The organism is Thalassobaculum litoreum DSM 18839 (genome assembly GCF_900102465.1).
Lineage (GTDB): Bacteria > Pseudomonadota > Alphaproteobacteria > Thalassobaculales > Thalassobaculaceae > Thalassobaculum > Thalassobaculum litoreum.
In genome coordinates, this window is the sequence record NZ_FNBW01000001.1 from 408,543 (window position 1) to 425,157 (window position 16,615).

At 66.8% G+C, this 16,615-nt stretch carries 16 protein-coding genes; 8 read left to right on the forward strand and 8 right to left on the reverse strand.

Annotation, left to right across the window (positions count from 1 at the left end; all coding sequences use genetic code 11):
- Positions 1–248 precede the first annotated feature (248 nt).
- From BLS34_RS01865 to BLS34_RS01875, 3 genes are all read left to right on the forward strand, one after another.
- Positions 249–2,651 carry an ATP-binding protein gene (locus tag BLS34_RS01865; protein WP_175474065.1) on the forward strand — a complete coding sequence of 801 codons (2,403 nt, stop codon included), beginning with the start codon at positions 249–251 and terminating at the stop codon, positions 2,649–2,651.
- Positions 2,648–3,118, forward strand: a complete 471-nt coding sequence (locus BLS34_RS01870; protein ID WP_093147728.1) for a response regulator — start codon at positions 2,648–2,650, stop codon at positions 3,116–3,118. The genes BLS34_RS01865 and BLS34_RS01870 overlap by 4 nt, the downstream gene beginning before the upstream one ends.
- Before the next feature lie 190 nt (positions 3,119–3,308).
- Positions 3,309–3,767 carry a glyoxalase superfamily protein gene (locus tag BLS34_RS01875; protein ID WP_051244803.1) on the forward strand — a complete coding sequence of 153 codons (459 nt, stop codon included), beginning with the start codon at positions 3,309–3,311 and terminating at the stop codon, positions 3,765–3,767.
- A 79-nt stretch (positions 3,768–3,846) separates the two neighbouring features.
- Here the strand turns inward: BLS34_RS01875 and BLS34_RS01880 are convergent, their stop codons facing one another.
- Both BLS34_RS01880 and BLS34_RS01885 read right to left on the reverse strand, forming a co-directional pair.
- Complete coding sequence (locus tag BLS34_RS01880) at positions 3,847–4,332, reverse strand: hypothetical protein (protein ID WP_093147730.1); 486 nt, start codon at positions 4,330–4,332, stop codon at positions 3,847–3,849.
- 139 nt (positions 4,333–4,471) lie between these two features.
- Positions 4,472–4,984 carry a hypothetical protein gene (locus tag BLS34_RS01885; RefSeq protein WP_139189058.1) on the reverse strand — a complete coding sequence of 171 codons (513 nt, stop codon included), beginning with the start codon at positions 4,982–4,984 and terminating at the stop codon, positions 4,472–4,474.
- Between the two features lie 99 nt (positions 4,985–5,083).
- On the opposite strand from BLS34_RS01885, the gene erpA reads away from it, so the two are divergent.
- The 3 genes from erpA to BLS34_RS01900 all read left to right on the forward strand — a co-directional run bounded on the left by erpA (position 5,084) and on the right by BLS34_RS01900 (position 6,655).
- The gene (gene erpA / locus BLS34_RS01890) at positions 5,084–5,440 is read left to right on the forward strand and encodes an iron-sulfur cluster insertion protein ErpA (RefSeq protein ID WP_028794799.1); all 357 of its coding nucleotides are present in this window, start codon (positions 5,084–5,086) and stop codon (positions 5,438–5,440) included.
- A 121-nt stretch (positions 5,441–5,561) separates the two neighbouring features.
- Positions 5,562–6,338, forward strand: a complete 777-nt coding sequence (gene xth, locus BLS34_RS01895; RefSeq protein ID WP_093147734.1) for an exodeoxyribonuclease III — start codon at positions 5,562–5,564, stop codon at positions 6,336–6,338.
- Positions 6,335–6,655, forward strand: coding sequence for a hypothetical protein (locus BLS34_RS01900; protein ID WP_093147736.1), 321 nt, complete (start codon positions 6,335–6,337; stop codon positions 6,653–6,655). Before xth ends, BLS34_RS01900 begins: the two co-directional genes overlap by 4 nt.
- Positions 6,656–6,660: 5 nt before the next feature.
- On the opposite strand, the gene BLS34_RS01905 is transcribed toward BLS34_RS01900, so the two are convergent.
- Together BLS34_RS01905 and BLS34_RS01910 are read right to left on the reverse strand one after the other, a co-directional pair.
- Positions 6,661–8,172 (reverse strand): M81 family metallopeptidase, encoded by a 1,512-nt coding sequence (locus BLS34_RS01905; protein WP_093147737.1) that lies wholly within the window; start codon positions 8,170–8,172, stop codon positions 6,661–6,663.
- 110 nt (positions 8,173–8,282) lie between these two features.
- Positions 8,283–9,155: a LysR family transcriptional regulator gene (locus BLS34_RS01910; RefSeq protein WP_175474066.1), complete on the reverse strand. Its 873-nt coding sequence runs from the start codon at positions 9,153–9,155 to the stop codon at positions 8,283–8,285.
- A 96-nt stretch (positions 9,156–9,251) separates the two neighbouring features.
- Between BLS34_RS01910 and BLS34_RS01915 the strand changes: the two genes are divergently transcribed.
- On the forward strand, positions 9,252–10,175 hold the full coding sequence (locus tag BLS34_RS01915) for an EamA family transporter (protein WP_175474067.1): 924 nt from the start codon (positions 9,252–9,254) through the stop codon (positions 10,173–10,175).
- A 309-nt stretch (positions 10,176–10,484) separates the two neighbouring features.
- Here the strand turns inward: BLS34_RS01915 and BLS34_RS01920 are convergent, their stop codons facing one another.
- On the reverse strand, positions 10,485–13,148 hold the full coding sequence (locus tag BLS34_RS01920; RefSeq protein WP_093147742.1) for a valine--tRNA ligase: 2,664 nt from the start codon (positions 13,146–13,148) through the stop codon (positions 10,485–10,487).
- A 179-nt stretch (positions 13,149–13,327) separates the two neighbouring features.
- Positions 13,328–13,573 (reverse strand): DUF2497 domain-containing protein, encoded by a 246-nt coding sequence (locus BLS34_RS26360; RefSeq protein ID WP_245701886.1) that lies wholly within the window; start codon positions 13,571–13,573, stop codon positions 13,328–13,330.
- A 6-nt stretch (positions 13,574–13,579) separates the two neighbouring features.
- Between BLS34_RS26360 and BLS34_RS26365 the strand changes: the two genes are divergently transcribed.
- Positions 13,580–14,080 (forward strand): hypothetical protein, encoded by a 501-nt coding sequence (locus BLS34_RS26365; RefSeq protein ID WP_245701887.1) that lies wholly within the window; start codon positions 13,580–13,582, stop codon positions 14,078–14,080.
- A gap of 49 nt (positions 14,081–14,129) precedes the next feature.
- Here the strand turns inward: BLS34_RS26365 and BLS34_RS01930 are convergent, their stop codons facing one another.
- On the reverse strand, positions 14,130–15,530 hold the full coding sequence (locus BLS34_RS01930) for a TolC family outer membrane protein (RefSeq protein ID WP_028794791.1): 1,401 nt from the start codon (positions 15,528–15,530) through the stop codon (positions 14,130–14,132).
- A gap of 84 nt (positions 15,531–15,614) precedes the next feature.
- Complete coding sequence (locus tag BLS34_RS01935) at positions 15,615–16,274, reverse strand: protein-L-isoaspartate O-methyltransferase family protein (protein WP_093147744.1); 660 nt, start codon at positions 16,272–16,274, stop codon at positions 15,615–15,617.
- Positions 16,275–16,615: the final 341 nt, after the last annotated feature.

Consider the following 16,615-nt stretch of genomic DNA (forward strand, 5'->3'; position numbering starts at 1 on the left):
TCCGGTTCATTGTCGCGCCTCCGATTGTACCATGCCTCCGATTGTGTTCGGAGTGTCGGCGCCAGAAGCGCCTCAACCGAAAGTATGGATAAAACTTTAATAAAAACTTGATCCGAATCAGGGCGTCCTAGATAAAATCCTCTAGTTCAGGTATCCGGATGCCACCTGATTAATATGGTTAATTCAATGGTTTGGTCGAAACTGGCGGAGAGACCGGCGCGCGGCCGCCTTTATCGAGGGCGGGCGCCGTGGTAATCCGGACCTCCCCGACCGGCCGCCTTTCCCTCACCCTACGGGCGAAATATGTTCTTCTGGTCTGTGCGGCCGTCGTGCTGTCGATCATCGCGGTCAGCGTGCCGTATTTCTTCTGGGTTGAGCGGCTCACCCTCGCCAAGGCGACCGATGCCCTGAATTCCGAGGCGGAGCTGGTCGCCGCCCAGGTCAAGGGGCACATCGAACAGCTCCGCAACGATGTGCTGACGGTCTCCCGCATGCCGCCGCTGAAGGAAATCGTCCGCTCGACGCGCAACGGCGGCGCTGAACCGCCGGACGGCGTCACCGAGGCCCAGTGGCGCGAGCAGGTGGAGATCATCTTCTCCTCGATCGTGGCGGCGCGGCCGGACTACGCGCAGATGCGCTACATCGGTCTGGCCGACGACGGGCTGGAACTCGTCCGCGTGGATCAGTCGGAGGACGGGTCTATCCGGGTCACCGGGGAGGCGGACCTGCAGCCCAAGGCGTCGCAGCCCTATTTCCGGGACAGCCTGACCCTCGCCCCGGGCGAGGTTTATTTCTCCGACATCACGCTGAACGTCGATTTCGGCCAGACGGAAGCCGACAACCCCATGCTCCGGGCGGTGACGCCGGTCGCGGACAGCGCGGGCCAGACAGAAGGCTTGCTCGTCATCAATGCCCATTTCGGCCGCGTGGTCCGTGAGATCCTGCAACGAATCCCGCCCTCCCGGGAGCTGTATATCGTCACCGAGGCGGGCGACTACGTGCGCCGCAGCGCCTCCGGCCGGGTCGACGATCTGGTTCTGGCAGGCGCGGGAAACGGCCTGCCGCCGCATCTCAGCAGGTCGATCGCGGCGGACGGCGACGGCGTGCACGGCGCCAGTACGCATGTCTACGACGACGGGGTGGTCAGCACCGTGCGCTTCGCCCCGGAGGTGGCGCGCTCCGTCGGCATCGTCGTGGTGCTGAGCCAACCCCGCGCGCTGCTGCTGAAGGAGGTGAGCGAGGCCCGGCGCTCGGCCATTCTTCTCGCCCTCGGCCTGATTCCTGTTATGGCGCTCGTCGCCTTCCTGATCTCCCGGTGGCTGACGGCCCCCCTGCTCCGCCTGGCCACCGCGCTGCGCCGCGGCACGCCGGGCAACGAGGCGGTCAACCTGCCGACCGACCGGCCGGACGAGATCGGCGAGGTGGCGCGGGCGCTGGAGACGCTGATCGACAGGCGGCGACGGATCGAGGCCACGCAAGCCGCCACCCTCGCCCGCCTGCAGTCGATTCTCGACAACACCGTGGACGCGATGGTCACCGTGGACACAGCGGGCATCATCCGGAGCTTCAACAACGGGGCCTCCAAGGTCTTCGGCTACTCGCCCGGCGAGATCATCGGCCGCGGCATCGACACCCTGATGGTCGATCCGGCCGCCTCCGGCCCCGGAGTTCGTGATGATTCTGGCGACAATCCTGGCGACAATCCTGGCGACAATCCTGGCGACGACCGCCGGGGCGGCACGCGTCTGCTTCGGGGACCCGACCGAAAAGGCGTTCTCCGCGAGCTGCGGGAGCAGGATGCCCGGACCAAGGACGGCCGGATCATCCCGGTCGAGTTCACCGTCAGCGCGGTGCAGACCGACGACGGCGACATCCTGAGCTGCATCATCCGCGAGATCAGTGAACGCAAGCGGCTGGAGGCGGAGATCAGCGCCCATGCCGAGGCGCTCGAGCGCAGCAATACCGAACTGGAGGAGTTCGCCTACATCGCCTCCCACGACCTGAAGGAGCCGCTGCGGGCGATCAGCAACCACACCCAGTTCCTGGCGGAGGATCACGGCGACAAGTTGGACGAGGACGGCCACCGGCGCATCGCCCGGCTGAAGGAACTCTGCGCCCGCGCCGATCGGCTGATCAGCCAACTGCTGCATTTCTCGCGCCTGGGTCGCGACGCGCTCAAGTTCGAGCAGGTCGATCTTCGCGCCCTCGCCGAGGAGATCCGAGCGGATCTGGCCGAGACCCTGGCGGCGAACAACGCAGAGGTCCGCATCGCGCCGGATCTGCCCACGGTGCGCGGCGACCGCTCGCGTCTGACCAGCCTGATCTACAACCTCGTCGTCAACGGCCTGAAATACAACGACCAGGAGGCGCCGCTGGTCGAGATCGGCGTCCGGCAGGACGGAGCCGAGCCCGCGGGGCGGGTCGCATTGTTCGTGCGCGACAACGGAATCGGCATCGCGCCGGAGTTCCACGACACCGTGTTCAAGATCTTCAAGCGGCTGAACAGCGAGAAGGCCTATGGCCCGGGGACGGGGGTGGGTCTGAGCTTCGCGCGCAGGATCGTGGAGCGGCATGGCGGCCATCTGAGCTTCGAGTCGACGCCCGGCGCCGGCACGACCTTCTTCTTCGACCTGCAAGGGAGTACGCCATGAAACCTTTGGCGGAAGTTCAGCCCCTCCTCATCGTGGAGGACAGCGACGACGACTACGAGGCGACGGTGCGGGCGCTCAAGCGCGACGGGCCCCTGGCCAACCCGATCCTGCGCTGCGAGAACGGTCGCGAGGCGCTGGATTATATCAAGCGCATGGGCAGCCCCGAGTGTCCCCGTCCGGGGCTCGTCCTGCTGGACCTGAACATGCCTGGCGTTGACGGCCGCGAGGTCCTGAAGACGCTGAAAAGCAACCCGGCCCTCTCCACGATCCCCGTGGTGATCCTGACCACGTCGGATGACGAATGGGACGTCAACAACTGCTACGAGGCCGGCGCCAACACCTACATCAAGAAGCCGGTGGACCTGGAAGGGTTCTTCTCGGCGCTGAGGTCGCTGCGGGAATACTGGCTGCAGGTCGCGATCCTCCCGCGCGACCCGACCCACGCCGGGTCTGACGATGGCGATTGACAGCGGTCCGCCGCCCCCGTAGCTACGGCGACGGGTGAGAGACGCCCGCCGCTCGCCGGGCGTGTCCCGACGGTGAAGATCTCCCGGCCGCCTCGGCCGCGAAGACAGTGCGGTACGTGACCCCTCCTCCGGTCCGGCGGCAAGGCGAGCCCCGCTCTGCGCGACCGTATGCGAGGAACGGAGTCACCTCATGACCTCCCCAATCCACACCAACCCCATCCACACCATCGACCAGGCCAAGGCGCGGGCCAGGGCCCTGCGTGCCGAACGGGCGGCCGCGGGTCGGACGATCAGCCATTCCGCAGCGCTGGAACAGGTCGCCCGGGACCAGGGCTTTGCGAGCTGGAACGTTCTGTCGGCACGGCTGTCGAACGCGCCGGAGGTCGCCCTGCAGGTCGGCGACCGGGTCGCCGGCCGGTATCTCGGTCAACCGTTCGAGGCCAGCGTGCTGGCGGTGCGCACGCTCGGTCACGGACAGGGCTTCGACATCACGCTGGAGTTCGACACGCCGGTGGACGTGGTCACCTTCGACAGCTTCTCGGCGTTCCGCAGCCGGGTGACGGCGACGATCTCGCCCGGCGGAACCTCCTTCGCCAGGACCGGAAACGGGGTTCCACAGCTCGTCGTGGCCCGGATCGAACCGATCTGATCAGGTGAATTCGTTCTATCTTAAATGGGTTAGAGGGCAATTCACGGTACAGATCGTTTCGATCTGAACCGATCGCACTCTAGCCCGCCAAACTCGCGGACGACGGTGGAACCGGCGACCGGTCATCGGATCGCTCACCGGTGACGCCGTCCTCCGCGCCATAGGGCGCGGCCGGATCCTGGCCCTGGATCCAGGCATGGGCCTCCTGCGTGCAGAAGAACCAGCGCCGGCGGTAGGGTCTGGAATCGTCCAGGCCCTCGGCCCAGAGCTTGAGGATATGCGCGTCGGTCGGATTGGAGACCACGCAGGCGATGGAGAGCGGCCGGACCGGCCTGGTCGGCCGGACCTCGTTCTTCACGGTGAAGACGTCGCGCAGCATCGCCATCGTCAGGCCGCTGAGATCGGCCTGCCGCAGATCCCACACGATACCCTTGCGCTCGACCCCGTCCTCGAGGCCGCGCAGCTCATGGATGATCGGAATGACGGTCTCGGCGACGAAGCGGTCCCGAAAGTCGATCTCGGCGACATCCCGCTCGGCGTTGAACGTGATGGTATAGCCACTCATTCGCTGCCTTCTGACCCGCCCGGGTCGGTTTTCTACTCGAGGTCGGTTCTCTGCCCTGCCAGTAGCGGCATCCCGTCATCGATTGCAAAAGTACCGTGACGGCTGTTGGAGTCATAGAGGCGTATTCACAGCGGCGTGATCACAGCCGAGGTCGTTTCTCCGGATACGGCTCGAAATAGGCGTAGAAGATAAACGCGTATTCCCGGGCCGAGATCCGGTAGGGCGTGATCAGCCGGCGCACGCTGCGCACATAGTCGACCGCGCCGATATACGGCCCTTCCGAGAGCACCGGACCGCCATGGCGCAGGGACCAGGCGAATTCGCGGCGCATGACGTCCTGGTTCTTCAGCGGCAGCGCCCGCATCGGCCGGTTGTTGCCGTAGAAGCCGTTATGGGCCTCGATGGCGCTGCCGATCATCACCACCCTGAACTCCCGTCGTCCCGCGCCGACAAGCTTGGTCAGGCAGACATTGGCCCAGTGGCGGGCCGGCATGCGGAGAACGTCGAAATCCGCATAATCCGGCAGGGAGCCGATCGTGCCGCCGGCCTCGAACCAGACACGCGCAAGATCCCGCCACGCGCCGTCCGGCGCGTCGTCCACCGAGCTCAGAAAGTCACGGTGATTCGTGGCGTAGGGCTCCGACCGCTCCATGGTATTCTGCCGCTCCGCCCACCCGTCCATCCTGCCACCCGTTGAAGCCTGGGCCTCCGAGCCTTATCTTTGAACCAAGAGTGTTAAAGGATCGCAAACATGCCCGACGGCGCCGTTCAGGATAGAGCCTTCGCCATCACCGAGAGTGCCGCCAAACGCATCGCCTTCCTGAAGACCCAGGAAGCCGACGGCGACGCGCTGAAGATGCGCGTGTCGGTGCTCGGCGGCGGGTGCTCCGGCTTCCAGTACGTCTTCGACTTCGACCGCACGGTGAACGACGACGATCATGTCTTCGAACGCAACGGCGTCGAGGTCCTGGTCGACGACGTCTCGCTCGACTTGCTGTCCGGCGCCCAACTCGACTACAAGGACGAGCTGATCGGCGCCTATTTCGCGGTGGAGAACCCGAACGCCACCGCCTCCTGCGGCTGCGGCACCAGCTTCGCGATCGGCTGAGCGCCTCCCCTCTCCCGCTGCCTCCGGCTAACGGGCTTGCGGTCGCCGACCGTTTGCGCTGACCTTTGGCCTCCCGCGCCCATCCGCGAGCGAGAAGGCCCAAGCCCATGAAGCCGACCCCATGAAGATCGCCACCTGGAACGTCAACTCGATCAAGGCGCGTCTGCCGAACGTCCTGGACTGGCTGAAGACCGCCGAGCCCGACGTGGTGCTGATGCAGGAGATCAAGACCGTCGACGAGGGCTTTCCCCGTCTGGAGATCGAGGACCTGGGCTACCAGTGCGCCGTGCACGGGCAGAAGAGCTATAACGGCGTGGCGATTCTCTCCAGACGCGGCCTGGAGGACGTCTCCGCCCGGCTCGCCGGCGACGACGCGGATGAGCAGGCGCGCTATCTGGAGGCGACGGTCGAGGGTGTGCGGGTGGCGACGATCTACCTGCCCAACGGCAATCCGGCCGACAGCGAGAAATACCCCTACAAGCTCGGCTGGATGAAACGGCTGAAGGCCCGGGCGGCCGAACTGCTCGCCGAGGAGCGCCCCGTTGTGCTGGGCGGCGACTACAACGTCATCCCCACCGACGACGATGTGCACGATCCGGTCGCCTGGCAGGGCGACGCGCTGATCAGGCCGGAGACCCGGGCCGCGTTCCGCGAGATCCTGTATCTGGGCTATACCGACGCCTTCCGGGCCAAGGTTCCCACCCCGCACAGATACTCGTTCTGGGATTATCAGGGCGGCGCCTGGCAGAAGGATCACGGCATCCGCATCGATCACCTGCTGCTGTCGCCCCAGGCGGCCGACCGGCTGCAGGACGCCGGCATCGACAGCAAGCCGCGCGGCAAGGAGAAGGCCAGCGACCACACGCCGGTCTGGTGCACCCTGGCCGACCCGGAATGATCGCGGGCGCGGCCGTGGAGGGAGGCTGTCTCTGCGGCGCCACGGTGTTCTTCGAGGACCTCGACGTCCCGTTGGCCTTCGGTCCCGAGTGCCACCTCTTCGCCGCCGACGCGGTGTCCGGCCTGGTCATGGGCGACGGAGCGGGGTTGGGCATGTGGGCATTCGGGGAAAGATGGGGCACCGTCCTTCCCGCCTGCGCGCTGATGAGCGTAGCCGCCTGCACCCAGGTCACCATCCATGCCTGCGACGGCAGCGTCGCCCAGATCCTTGCCCAGGGTTTCTCCGACAAGATGAGTGCGGCCCCGGCGGCGAAGTAGGCCCCCTACCCGTTCCAGACCGGCCCGTTCCAGACCGGGCCGAGCGGCGACAGGCGCATGCCCCGGCGCAGCTTCTTCCAGGGCAGCTTGGCCGGGTCGGCGATCATCGGACCCGGGGCGGCCGCCACCAGGATCTCGTGGGCGATCGGGGCGAAATCGGCGCGGAAATGCACCGAGGACTTGTTGACCAGGATCGCCTGCTCGGTCGGCTCGATCCCGACATAGCGGTACAGGTTCTGGTCGGCCATCTGCACCTTGTGGGTCGCCAGCGCGATCCGCACCCCGCCGATCCGCAGGCAGGCGGAGAGGCCCAACCGCATCTTGGCGTTCTTGTAGAACGGTCCCGTGCCCGTGGTCTGGCCGTCATGCAGCGCCTCCACGGTATAGGTCGCCTCCAGTGGCGTGTCGCCGGGGATGCCGGAACAGCCGCCCAGCGGGATGGTGATCTGCGCCCCCACCCCAGCGGCATGGGCCGCCTTGGCCGCTTCCGGGTCGATCATCAGGCCGATCGCCGCCTTCTCCACGCCCGTGTTCACCAGCGCCTTCAGCATGCCCGCCGTGTCGCCGTTGCCGCCGGCGCCCGGATTGTCCTGGGTGTCGGCGATCACCACCGGCTTGGACGCCCCCTGGGACAGCCGCACCGCCTCGGCCACAGCCTCGTCCGGGTCGTAGATCTTGCCGGCGAATTCCGGCTCCAGGCGGCGGATATCGGCGGCGATGGCGTCGGCCGCCCGGTCCGCGTCCGCCTGGGTGGCGCCGTAGGCGAAGATGCTCGGCCCGCAATCGGCGATATCGGCGGCCGGGAAGCCCGGCAGGTAGGAGGTGGTCCACACCCCGCCGGTCTCCATCGCGGTCATCCGGTCGTAGACCGGCCCGGACGGCGCCATCATCGTGCACTGCCAGGACAGCGGAATGAGAAAGTCGATCTGGCGATAGGCCTTGGCCGGCTTGCCCTCGGTCAGGATGCGGTCGAGCACGGCGGCGGTCCGCTTGCCGGTATCGGCCATGTCCACATGGGGATAGGTCTTATAGGCCACGCAGGCGGTGACCAGCTCGTGGAATCGCCGGGTCATGTTGCCGTGCAGGTCGAGCGACACGATGATCGGCAGGTCGGGGCCGACCACCTCGCGCACCCGGGCGACGGTCTCGCCCTCCCCGTCCTCATGGCTCTCGGTCACCATGGCGCCGTGCAGGCAGAGATAGACCGCGTCGATGGCGCCGGCGTCCCGGATCCCCTGGCAGATCATGCCGGTGATCCGGTCGAACGCCTCGTCGGTGACCACGTCCGAGGGCGCGGCGGCGGCCCAGGTGGTGGCGACCAGCTCGTGGCCGGCGGCCTGCGCGCCCTCGATGAAGCCGGCGCAGGAGATGTTGCGGCCCTCCATGGCGGCGAACAGCTCGTTGCCGGTGGTCACCGGCGGCCAGCCACCGCCGATATTGAAGGCGTCCCAGCCCGCCTTGGTCGGCGCGAAGGTGTTGGTCTCGTGCTGAAATCCGCCGATCGCGATCCGCGCCATGGTCTGTCCTCATCGCCGCAGTGGGTTGACGCGAGGAGCTTAGACGAGCGGCGGCGCCGGGAAAACGCATGGAAATCGGCATCCGCATCCGGTCCCCGAGACGCGTCCCCTCAGCGCTCGGCCATCTGCTCCTCGTGGAAGCAGGTGGCGATCCAGCCGGCGACGCTGCGCACCGACGGGTTGTTCGACAGCTCCTCGCGGGCGACGACCCAGTAATCGGCTTGCAGCGCGGCGATCTCCGGCGACAGGCGCAGACCCCCCGGCAGGGCGTTGCCGATGAAGCACGGCAGGACCGCAACCCCGGCGCCGGCCGCCACGGCGGCGGCCATCTGGTCGGTGCGGGACATGCGGGCCGCCGCCGGCCGGTCGCCGATCAGCTCGGTGATCCACTGCATGGCCGAATAATGCTGCTGCTCGGCGATGAAGGTCAGCCACGGCAGGGCGGCCAGATCCGCCCTCTCCAGCGGCAGCGCGCGACCGTCGGCGAAGGAGGCCGCCCCGTAGACCGCGCAGGCAATCGATCCTATCCGCCAGGTCAGCCCCTCGCCGATCGGCGGCATGCGGTGGCGCACGACGATCTCCGGAACCCTGGCGGCCTGCGTAATGGTATCGCCGGACAGCACCAGCTCGACCCGTGGCCCGGTCGGTAGCGTGCCGAGCCCGCGAGCCAGAAGAGCGGCCGGCCATTCCATCGCCTCCACCCGGACCGTCTCGGCCAGGCCGCGGATCTTGTCGCGGGCCCGGCGTTCGACCCGCAGGGCCGTGGTCTCAACCGCCCGCACCTCGGGCAGGAGTTCCGCCCCGGCCTCGGTGAGCCGGTGGCCGTCGCGGTCGCGCTCGAACAAGGGCAGACCGAGATCGCTTTCCAGCGATCGGATATGCCGCGCCACGGTCGGCTGGCTCACGGCGAGCTCGATCGACGCCCGGCGCAGGCTGCCGGTGCGGGCAACGGCGAGAAACGCCTGAAGATCGTCCCAGTTCATGAAACGAATTTGTAACGCCAGAACCGAATTCGTGGAACGAAAAGCGAGGGGCTGCTGTCCTATACCGGGGGCATCGACCCCGCGAAGAGGTCCCCGATGCGCCAAGCGATCCTCGTCTCCGCCGCCGCCATCCTGTCCTGGTCCGCCCTGATCGCGATCAGCCGTATCCTGTTGGTCCGCTTCGGTTTCGACCCCTGGGCCTATACCTTTCTGCAGCTCTGCGCCGGTGGGCTCTGCCTGCTCGCCATCGGCGGCAAGGGCCGGCTGTCGTTGGCGAGTTTCCGGCGGCCAAGTACCTGGATTCTCGGGGTTCTGCGGGTCCTGTCCGCCGCCCTCTTCACCGCCGTGCTGGTCTGGGTCAGCGCCATGGAGGCGGGGGTTCTGGGGGCGGTGAACGTGCCGATGGTGGCGGTCGCGGTCTGGCTGGTCCTCGGTCGGCGCCCCGCCCGCCTGGAATGGCTCGGCCATGCGGTGCTCCTGGCCTCCATCGCGCCGCTGGTGATGACCCTGGAGGGCGGGATCGCCAATCCGGCCGTTATCCTGATGTTATTGAACGAAGTCTGCCTGGTCGCCGGCACCCTGCTCGCCGAGCGCCACCCGGACAACAGCGGCACCGAGCCGGGCAGCCGCGCCCGCTTCACCGGTGCGGTGCTGCTGGTCACGGCGGGCCTGTTCCTGGTCCTGCGGATACTGGAAGACGGCGGCGTCGGCGAGGTGGACTGGAGCGCCCCGCTGATCGTCTCCGCCGTGTTGGTCGGGGTGTTCCTGCGCGGTCCCTCGATGTTTCTAACCTTCTGGTCGACAAGGCTGATCGGCTCGCAGAACTACATGGCCTGCTGCACCGCGCTACCGGTCATCGGCATGGCACTGGAACAGGCCGCTTTCGGGTTGGGGCTGATCGACGTGACCCGCTTCCGGCCCGAGACGGTATTGCTGACCGCGGGCGTGGTCGCCGGCACCCTGATCGTGGTGGCCATACGCGTGCGTGCCGCCCGCCGCAGGATCGGCGCGGTCGCCTGAGTCCGGTAGGACGCCGCGCTACCGACCGGTCCAGGGATGTCAGGAGACTGTTGAAAGGCGTCTAGCGGCCTGCGGGACGTGTTCAGTGTGCGTCCTAACCGGTGTGGCGATCCGAGCGGTGCGCATGGCGGATCGCCACATGTGTCTATGACTGTGGAAAGCCCATCGGCCCGACATTACGAGCCGAAATACCAATTCGAATCCTATATCTGGTGGTTCGACGAGACAGGTGGTGCAACAGAAAACGCCGGGGCGAAGACCCCGGCGCTGCGGTTGTGACTTGGTAGTAGCGGGGTCGCCGTCGCGGGCCTAGCCGACCTGCTCCAAACAGCTCAGCGCGGCGGCCAGACGGTCGCGGCGTTCCGTCTCCTCGGCCAGCCGATCCTTGTTCTCCTCGACCACCTCTTCCGGCGCCTTGGCGAGGAATCCCTGGTTCGAGAGTTTCTTGTCGATCTTGGCCATTTCGCCTTCGGCCTTGGCGATCTCCTTGGCGAGGCGGGCGCGCTCTTGGGCGATGTCGATCACGTCGGCGATCGGCAGCACCAGGGTGGCCTCGTCCAGCACGCCCTGGACCGCACCGGCCGGGGCGGACCCGCCGGTCTCGATCGAGGACAGCCGGGCAAGACGGGTGAGCAGATCGCCGTACTTCTCGGCCCGCTCGGCGGTTTCCGCATTGGCACCGACCAGCAGCAGCGGGATCTGCGCCGACGGCGGCACATTCATCTCGGCGCGAATGGAGCGCACCTCGGAGATCAGCCGGACCACCCAGTCCATCTCGGCCGAGGCCGTGGCGTCGATCAGGTCGCTGGACAGCGCCGGCCAGGGGCGCGAGACCAGGAGCTGGTCCGCCTCCTCGCCGAAGCTCGCCCACAGCTCCTCGGTGATGTACGGCATGATCGGGTGCAGCAGGTGCAGCGCCCGGTTCAGCGCCCAGGCCGTGGTCGCCCGGGTCTCGGCGGCACTCGGATGCTCGGTGCCGCCCTCCGGGGTCTGCAGGATCGGCTTGGTGAACTCCAGGTACCAATCGCAGAAGGTGCCCCAGAAGAACTGATAGAGGGCCGCGGCCGCCTCGTTGAACTTGTAGGCCTCCAGCGAGCCGGCGACCGCGTCGGCGGTCCTGGCGACCTCGCCGACGATCCAGCGGTTCACGGTCTCGGTACAGGCCGCCGGATCGAAATTCGGATCGACCTTGCAGCCGTTCATCTCGCAGAACCGGGCGGCGTTCCAGATCTTGGTGGCGAAGTTGCGGTAACCTTCCACGCGCCCTTCGGCCAGCTTGATGTCGCGGCCCTGCGCCGCCATGGCGGCCAGGGTGAAGCGCAGGGCGTCGGTGCCGTATGTCTCGATCAGGTCGAGCGGGTCGATGACGTTGTTCTTCGACTTCGACATCTTCTGGCCCTTGGCGTCGCGCACCAGGGCATGGATGTAGACCGTGTGGAACGGCACCTCCTTCATGAAGTGCAGCCCCATCATCATCATCCGGGCGACCCAGAAGAAGATGATGTCGAAGCCGGTGACCAGCACGTCGCCGGGATAGTAGCGCTCCAGTTCCGGGGTCTTGTCCGGCCAGCCGAGCGTGGAGAACGGCCACAGCGCGGAGGAGAACCAGGTGTCCAGCACGTCCTCGTCGCGGGTCAGTTCCACCGCCTTGCCGTAATGCGTCTCGGCGGCGGCGACGGCCTCCTCGGCGCTCTCGGCGACGAAGACCTCGCCGTCCGGACCATACCAGGCCGGGATCTGATGGCCCCACCAGAGCTGGCGCGAGATGCACCAGGGCTGGATGTTGCGCATCCATTCGAAATAGGTCTTGTCCCAGTTCTTCGGGACGAAGACGGTCTTGCCGGTCTCCACCGCCTCGATCGCCGGCTTGGCCAGGGTGGCGGCGTCGCAGTACCACTGGTCGGTCAGCCACGGCTCCAGCGGCACCCCGCCCCGGTCGCCATGGGGCACGGTGTGGCGGTGCGGCTCGATCTTCTCCAGCAGCCCGGCCTCGTCCAGGTCGGAGACCACCGCCTTGCGGGCGGCGAACCGCTCCATGCCACGGTATTTCTCCGGCACCTCGTCGTTCAGATGCGCCCGGGCATCCATGATGTTGATCATCTCGAGGTTATGACGCTTGCCCACCTCGAAATCGTTGAAATCATGGGCCGGAGTGATCTTCACCGCGCCGGACCCCTGCTCCGGATCGGCATACTCGTCGCCGATGATCGGGATCCGCCGGCCGACGAGCGGCAGGATGGCGTACTGGCCGATCAGGTCCTTGTAGCGCTCGTCCTCGGGATGCACGGCGATGGCCGTGTCGCCCAGCATGGTCTCCGGGCGGGTGGTGGCGACGATGATGTGCTTGCTCGGGTCGCTCTCCAGCGGATAACGGAAATGCCAGAGATTGCCGTCGACCTCCTTGGGCTCGACCTCCAGGTCGGAGATCGCCGTCACCATCTTCGGGTCCCAGTTCACCAGCCGCTTATCGCGGTAGATCAGGCCCTCCTTGTGGAGCTGGACGAAGACCTTGAGCACCGCCTTGGACAGCCCCTCGTCCATGGTGAAGCGCTCGCGCTCCCAGTCCGGGCTGGCGCCCAGGCGGCGGAGCTGGTTGACGATGGTGCCGCCGGACTGACCCTTCCACTCCCAGACCTTGTCGATGAAGGCCTCGCGGCCGATGTCGCGGCGATCGATGCCGTCGGCCGCCAGATTGCGCTCGACCACCATCTGGGTGGCGATGCCGGCATGGTCGGTGCCGGGCTGCCACAGGGCGTCGCGGCCGGCCATGCGGTTGTAGCGGGTCAGGATATCCTGCACGGTCATGGTCAGGGCGTGGCCCATATGCAGGCTGCCGGTGACGTTCGGCGGCGGCATCATGATGGTGTAGGGCTGGGCGTTCGACTCGGGTGCGCAGGCAAAGGCGCCGGACTTCTCCCAGCGGCCATACAGCCGGGCCTCGACATCGGCGGGGGAATAGGTCTTCTCAAGCATCTGTCGGGTCCTTGACCGGCGCAGGGACGGAACCAGCCGGGCCGGATCCGGGACCGTCCACCTGCTTCAATGACGACGGAGGCCGTTCATAGGCCAAGCGGGCGCGAAACGCCACACCCGGCCGGCGGTTTCCGTGAGGTTTTCAGCCCCTCCCGACATGGGTCGGGGCGGAAATCGGGCTACCAGCGATCCCGGCGCTGGGAGAGCATCACCAGACGCTCGATCTCCTCGCGCACCAGGCGCTCGACCATCGACGGCAGGTGCTGGTCCAGCCAGTCCTTCAGCATCGGCCGCATCAGCTCGCGGGTAAGACGCTCCAGGGTGACCGCACCGTTGCCGAGCGGCAGCTCCTGATAGTCCTCGTTGAGCTTGGCCTGCAGCTCGGAGAAGGAATGCACCGTCTCCTGGGCCTGTGGCGGGGACACTAGGCCTTGAGGCTGAGGCTGGGGAGCAGCGCGCGGGGCCGGCGGTGGCGGCGGCGCGTAGACCGGTTGAGGCTCGGGCTCGGGTTCCGGGTCGGGCTCGGGTTCCGGAAGCGGATCCGGCTCGGGTTCAGGCTCCGGGTCGGGCTCGGGTTGCGGCTGGGCGTAGCGCTGCTCATCGAACAGGGGCTCGGCGTCTTCGTCCTCGTCGGCTTCCATGTCCGACAGGTCGAGGACGTCCTCCTCCTCTTCTTCCTCCTCTTCCTCGAACGCGGGTTCCGGCTCAGGCTCCGGCTCCGGTTCGGGCAGAGGTTCGGGTTCCGGCTCGGGCTCAGGGTCCGGCTCAGCCTCCTCGACGGCTTCTTCTTCCGCCGGCGCCTCTTCCTCGTCTTCCCCATCCTCGGAAATGATCCGGCGAATCGACGCCAGGATCTCTTCCATGGATGGTTCTTGTGTATCGCTCATGCCTTCGCCCCGGCGACCCTGGCTGTCCGGTACATTCGAATCTGAAGACTAGCCCATAAACCTCTGTCGGGCCAATACTTCACGCGAATCGCCATCAGTTGCCCGGCATACGTCCCGGAGGCTCGGTGCCGTAATACTTCGACTCGACCGCCAGGTAGTGCCGATCATAGTCGTAGATCTCGACCGGCAGCCCCAGATCCTGGGCCGTCAGCCGGCCCAGCGAAGCCAGCAGGGAGAAGGCCGCGACGATGGCGTTGCGGTCGGCGGTGACCAGGTTGACCTGGGCATCCAGCAGCTCCTGCTCGGCGTCCAGGACGTCCAGCACGGTGCGCGCGCCGACCGTGGCTTCCTGCTGCACGCCGTCCAGCGCGATCTCGGCAGAATTCACTTCCGAGCGCAGCGACTCGATCTGCGCCAGGGCGGTCTTGTAGTCCTCGAAGGCGCTGGCAGCATTCTCGACGACCGCGCGGCGCTCGTTGTCGACCAGCAGTCGGATTCGGTTCACGTTCTCCTTGGCCGAGCGGACCTGGGAATAGACCACGCCCTGCTGGTAGATCGGCACGGAGAGCTGAACCTCGGCGGTCAGCGTGGTGACCTCGTTGTCACCGCCATTGGTGTTGTAGGTCTGTTCCGCCTGGGTCACCAGGTTCAGTTCCGGTAGCAGCTCAGCTTCGGCCTGAGACACCACATGGCGGGCGGCCAGTTCCTGGAACTTTGCCTGGATCAGGGTGTAGCTCTCCTGCGTCGCGATATCGACCGCCTCGTCCCGGGTCGTGGGCAGACCCGGCGGGATCGACGGCTCCGTCAGGGTCGTCGGCACGGTACCGACAACACGCTCGAAGGCCACGCGGGAGGTGATGAGATTGCCTTCGGCCTGGGTACGGTCCGCCTCGGAACTGGCCCGGCGGGCGTCGGACTGCGCCACGTCGGTTCGCGTCACCTCGCCGACCCGGAACCGGTCGCGGGTCGCTTCCAGCTGCTTGTCCAGCCGTTCGACGTTGTTGATCTGCAGCTCGAGGATCGAGGTGTCGCGGATGACGTTCACATAGGCGACCACCGCGTCCAGCAGCGTGGACTGCTCGGATTGGAACAGACCCGCCCGCGCGGCCTCCACATTGGCGTCCGCCTCGTCCACTTGGGCGTCGACTCGCCCGAAGGTGTAGAGCGGCTGAGTCGCGGTGATCGAGCCGGTGATCGGGTAGGAATGGTCGTCCGTGGTGGTGACGCCCCGGTTCTCACCTTTCACGTCGGTGATGCCGAAGCTGCCCGCCGCGCTGATGCTCGGGCGCCAGCCGCCCTTGGCCTGGGTGACGCTTTCGTCCGTGCGCCGCAGGTCGGCCCGCGCCGCCAGCAGTTCCGGATTGGTCTCGTAGGCCAGCGACAGGGCCTCTTCCAGGGTCTGTCCCTGGGCCGCGGGGGTGCCGATGACGGCGATCCCGGCCAGCAGGGCCACGACCGCGGCCGACGAACGGAGCGACTTCGCGAACGAGGTCATGGTCTTCCTTTCAGCTTTCGAATGCCCTGGCAATGCGATGTCGGAGGAATGGGGGCGTTGCCGCGGGTATATGGCGTCCCGCGCTCAGAAGACAAACCCGGCCTCCCGGCGGAAGCCCGCGAGCAGCGGCGTGCCCGCGTCGAACAAAATCCGGCGCCCGATATGGGAGCCGAGCTTCTCGTAAAGCACCGCAACGCCTGGCTCGGTCGGCGTGCCGCCCTCCACGGTGACCAGACGGCCGCCATCGGCCAACTCGTCGAACAGCTTCTGCGGCACGGTCTCAACCCCGCCGTCGATCAGAATGACGTCATAGGGAGCCTGCTTGCCGTAGCCCTGGGCCAGAGGACCGTTGACGATCGCCGCGTTGTCGATCGCCAGGGCCTCCAGATTGGCGTTGCCGGAATCGACAAGGCTCGGCTCCTCCTCGACGCCGACCACGACGGACACCAGCTTGGACAGCACCACCGTGGCGTAGCCGGTGCCGCAGGCCACATCCAGGGCCACGTCACCCGGCTTCGGCAGGGCCGCCTGCAGCAGGCGCGCCAGCACCATCGGTTCCAGCATGTAGCGGCCGGCACCGACCTCCAGCGCCTCGTCGACATAGGCGATGCCGCGCTTGGATTTGGGCACGAACAACTCGCGCGGGATCGTGTCGAAGGCATTGATCAGGGCCGGGTCGGTGACCTTGTTGGTCCGGATCTGGCTCTCGACCATGTTCAGGCGTGCCAGGGCGTAGTCGACCATCGCATTCCTCACCGCAACGTGCGCCCCCATCGATAGCGGGATGGTCGGCGCGGAAATTCCTAGACGAGCTTTATAGGCAAGAGCTTGGCCCGACACAATGAACTCCGCGCCGCAACTGGCCACGAAACGCCTGTGCACGGCCTGTGGACAAGCTGTGGATAGAGCCGACAAATCCCGGATTCGTCGAGCGAATCGAGGATTGACGCACACAGTGCGCCTACCCATAGTTTAAGGACTGTCACAGCAACAAACGGAGGCACCGATGCTTGCATCACCGTATCTCGCTTCCGGCTGGTTCGGAGTGCGCAAACGCTGAGGTAACCATGCCGGTATCGACCTGA

Bases quoted from the DNA above. Each gene is read 5' to 3' on its own strand.
- BLS34_RS01900 (WP_093147736.1), top strand. From the start codon at position 6,335: ATGATCGCGGGCGCGGCCGTGGAGGGAGGCTGTCTCTGCGGCGCCACG.
- BLS34_RS01915 (WP_175474067.1), top strand. From the start codon at position 9,252: ATGCGCCAAGCGATCCTCGTCTCCGCCGCCGCCATCCTGTCCTGGTCC.
- BLS34_RS01920 (WP_093147742.1), bottom strand. From the start codon at position 13,148: ATGCTTGAGAAGACCTATTCCCCCGCCGATGTCGAGGCCCGGCTGTAT.
- BLS34_RS01910 (WP_175474066.1), bottom strand. From the start codon at position 9,155: ATGAACTGGGACGATCTTCAGGCGTTTCTCGCCGTTGCCCGCACCGGC.
- erpA (WP_028794799.1), top strand. From the start codon at position 5,084: ATGCCCGACGGCGCCGTTCAGGATAGAGCCTTCGCCATCACCGAGAGT.
- BLS34_RS01880 (WP_093147730.1), bottom strand. From the start codon at position 4,332: ATGAGTGGCTATACCATCACGTTCAACGCCGAGCGGGATGTCGCCGAG.
- BLS34_RS01875 (WP_051244803.1), top strand. From the start codon at position 3,309: ATGACCTCCCCAATCCACACCAACCCCATCCACACCATCGACCAGGCC.
- BLS34_RS01870 (WP_093147728.1), top strand. From the start codon at position 2,648: ATGAAACCTTTGGCGGAAGTTCAGCCCCTCCTCATCGTGGAGGACAGC.
- BLS34_RS01930 (WP_028794791.1), bottom strand. From the start codon at position 15,530: ATGACCTCGTTCGCGAAGTCGCTCCGTTCGTCGGCCGCGGTCGTGGCC.
- xth (WP_093147734.1), top strand. From the start codon at position 5,562: ATGAAGATCGCCACCTGGAACGTCAACTCGATCAAGGCGCGTCTGCCG.
- BLS34_RS01935 (WP_093147744.1), bottom strand. From the start codon at position 16,274: ATGGTCGACTACGCCCTGGCACGCCTGAACATGGTCGAGAGCCAGATC.
- BLS34_RS01905 (WP_093147737.1), bottom strand. From the start codon at position 8,172: ATGGCGCGGATCGCGATCGGCGGATTTCAGCACGAGACCAACACCTTC.
- BLS34_RS01885 (WP_139189058.1), bottom strand. From the start codon at position 4,984: ATGGAGCGGTCGGAGCCCTACGCCACGAATCACCGTGACTTTCTGAGC.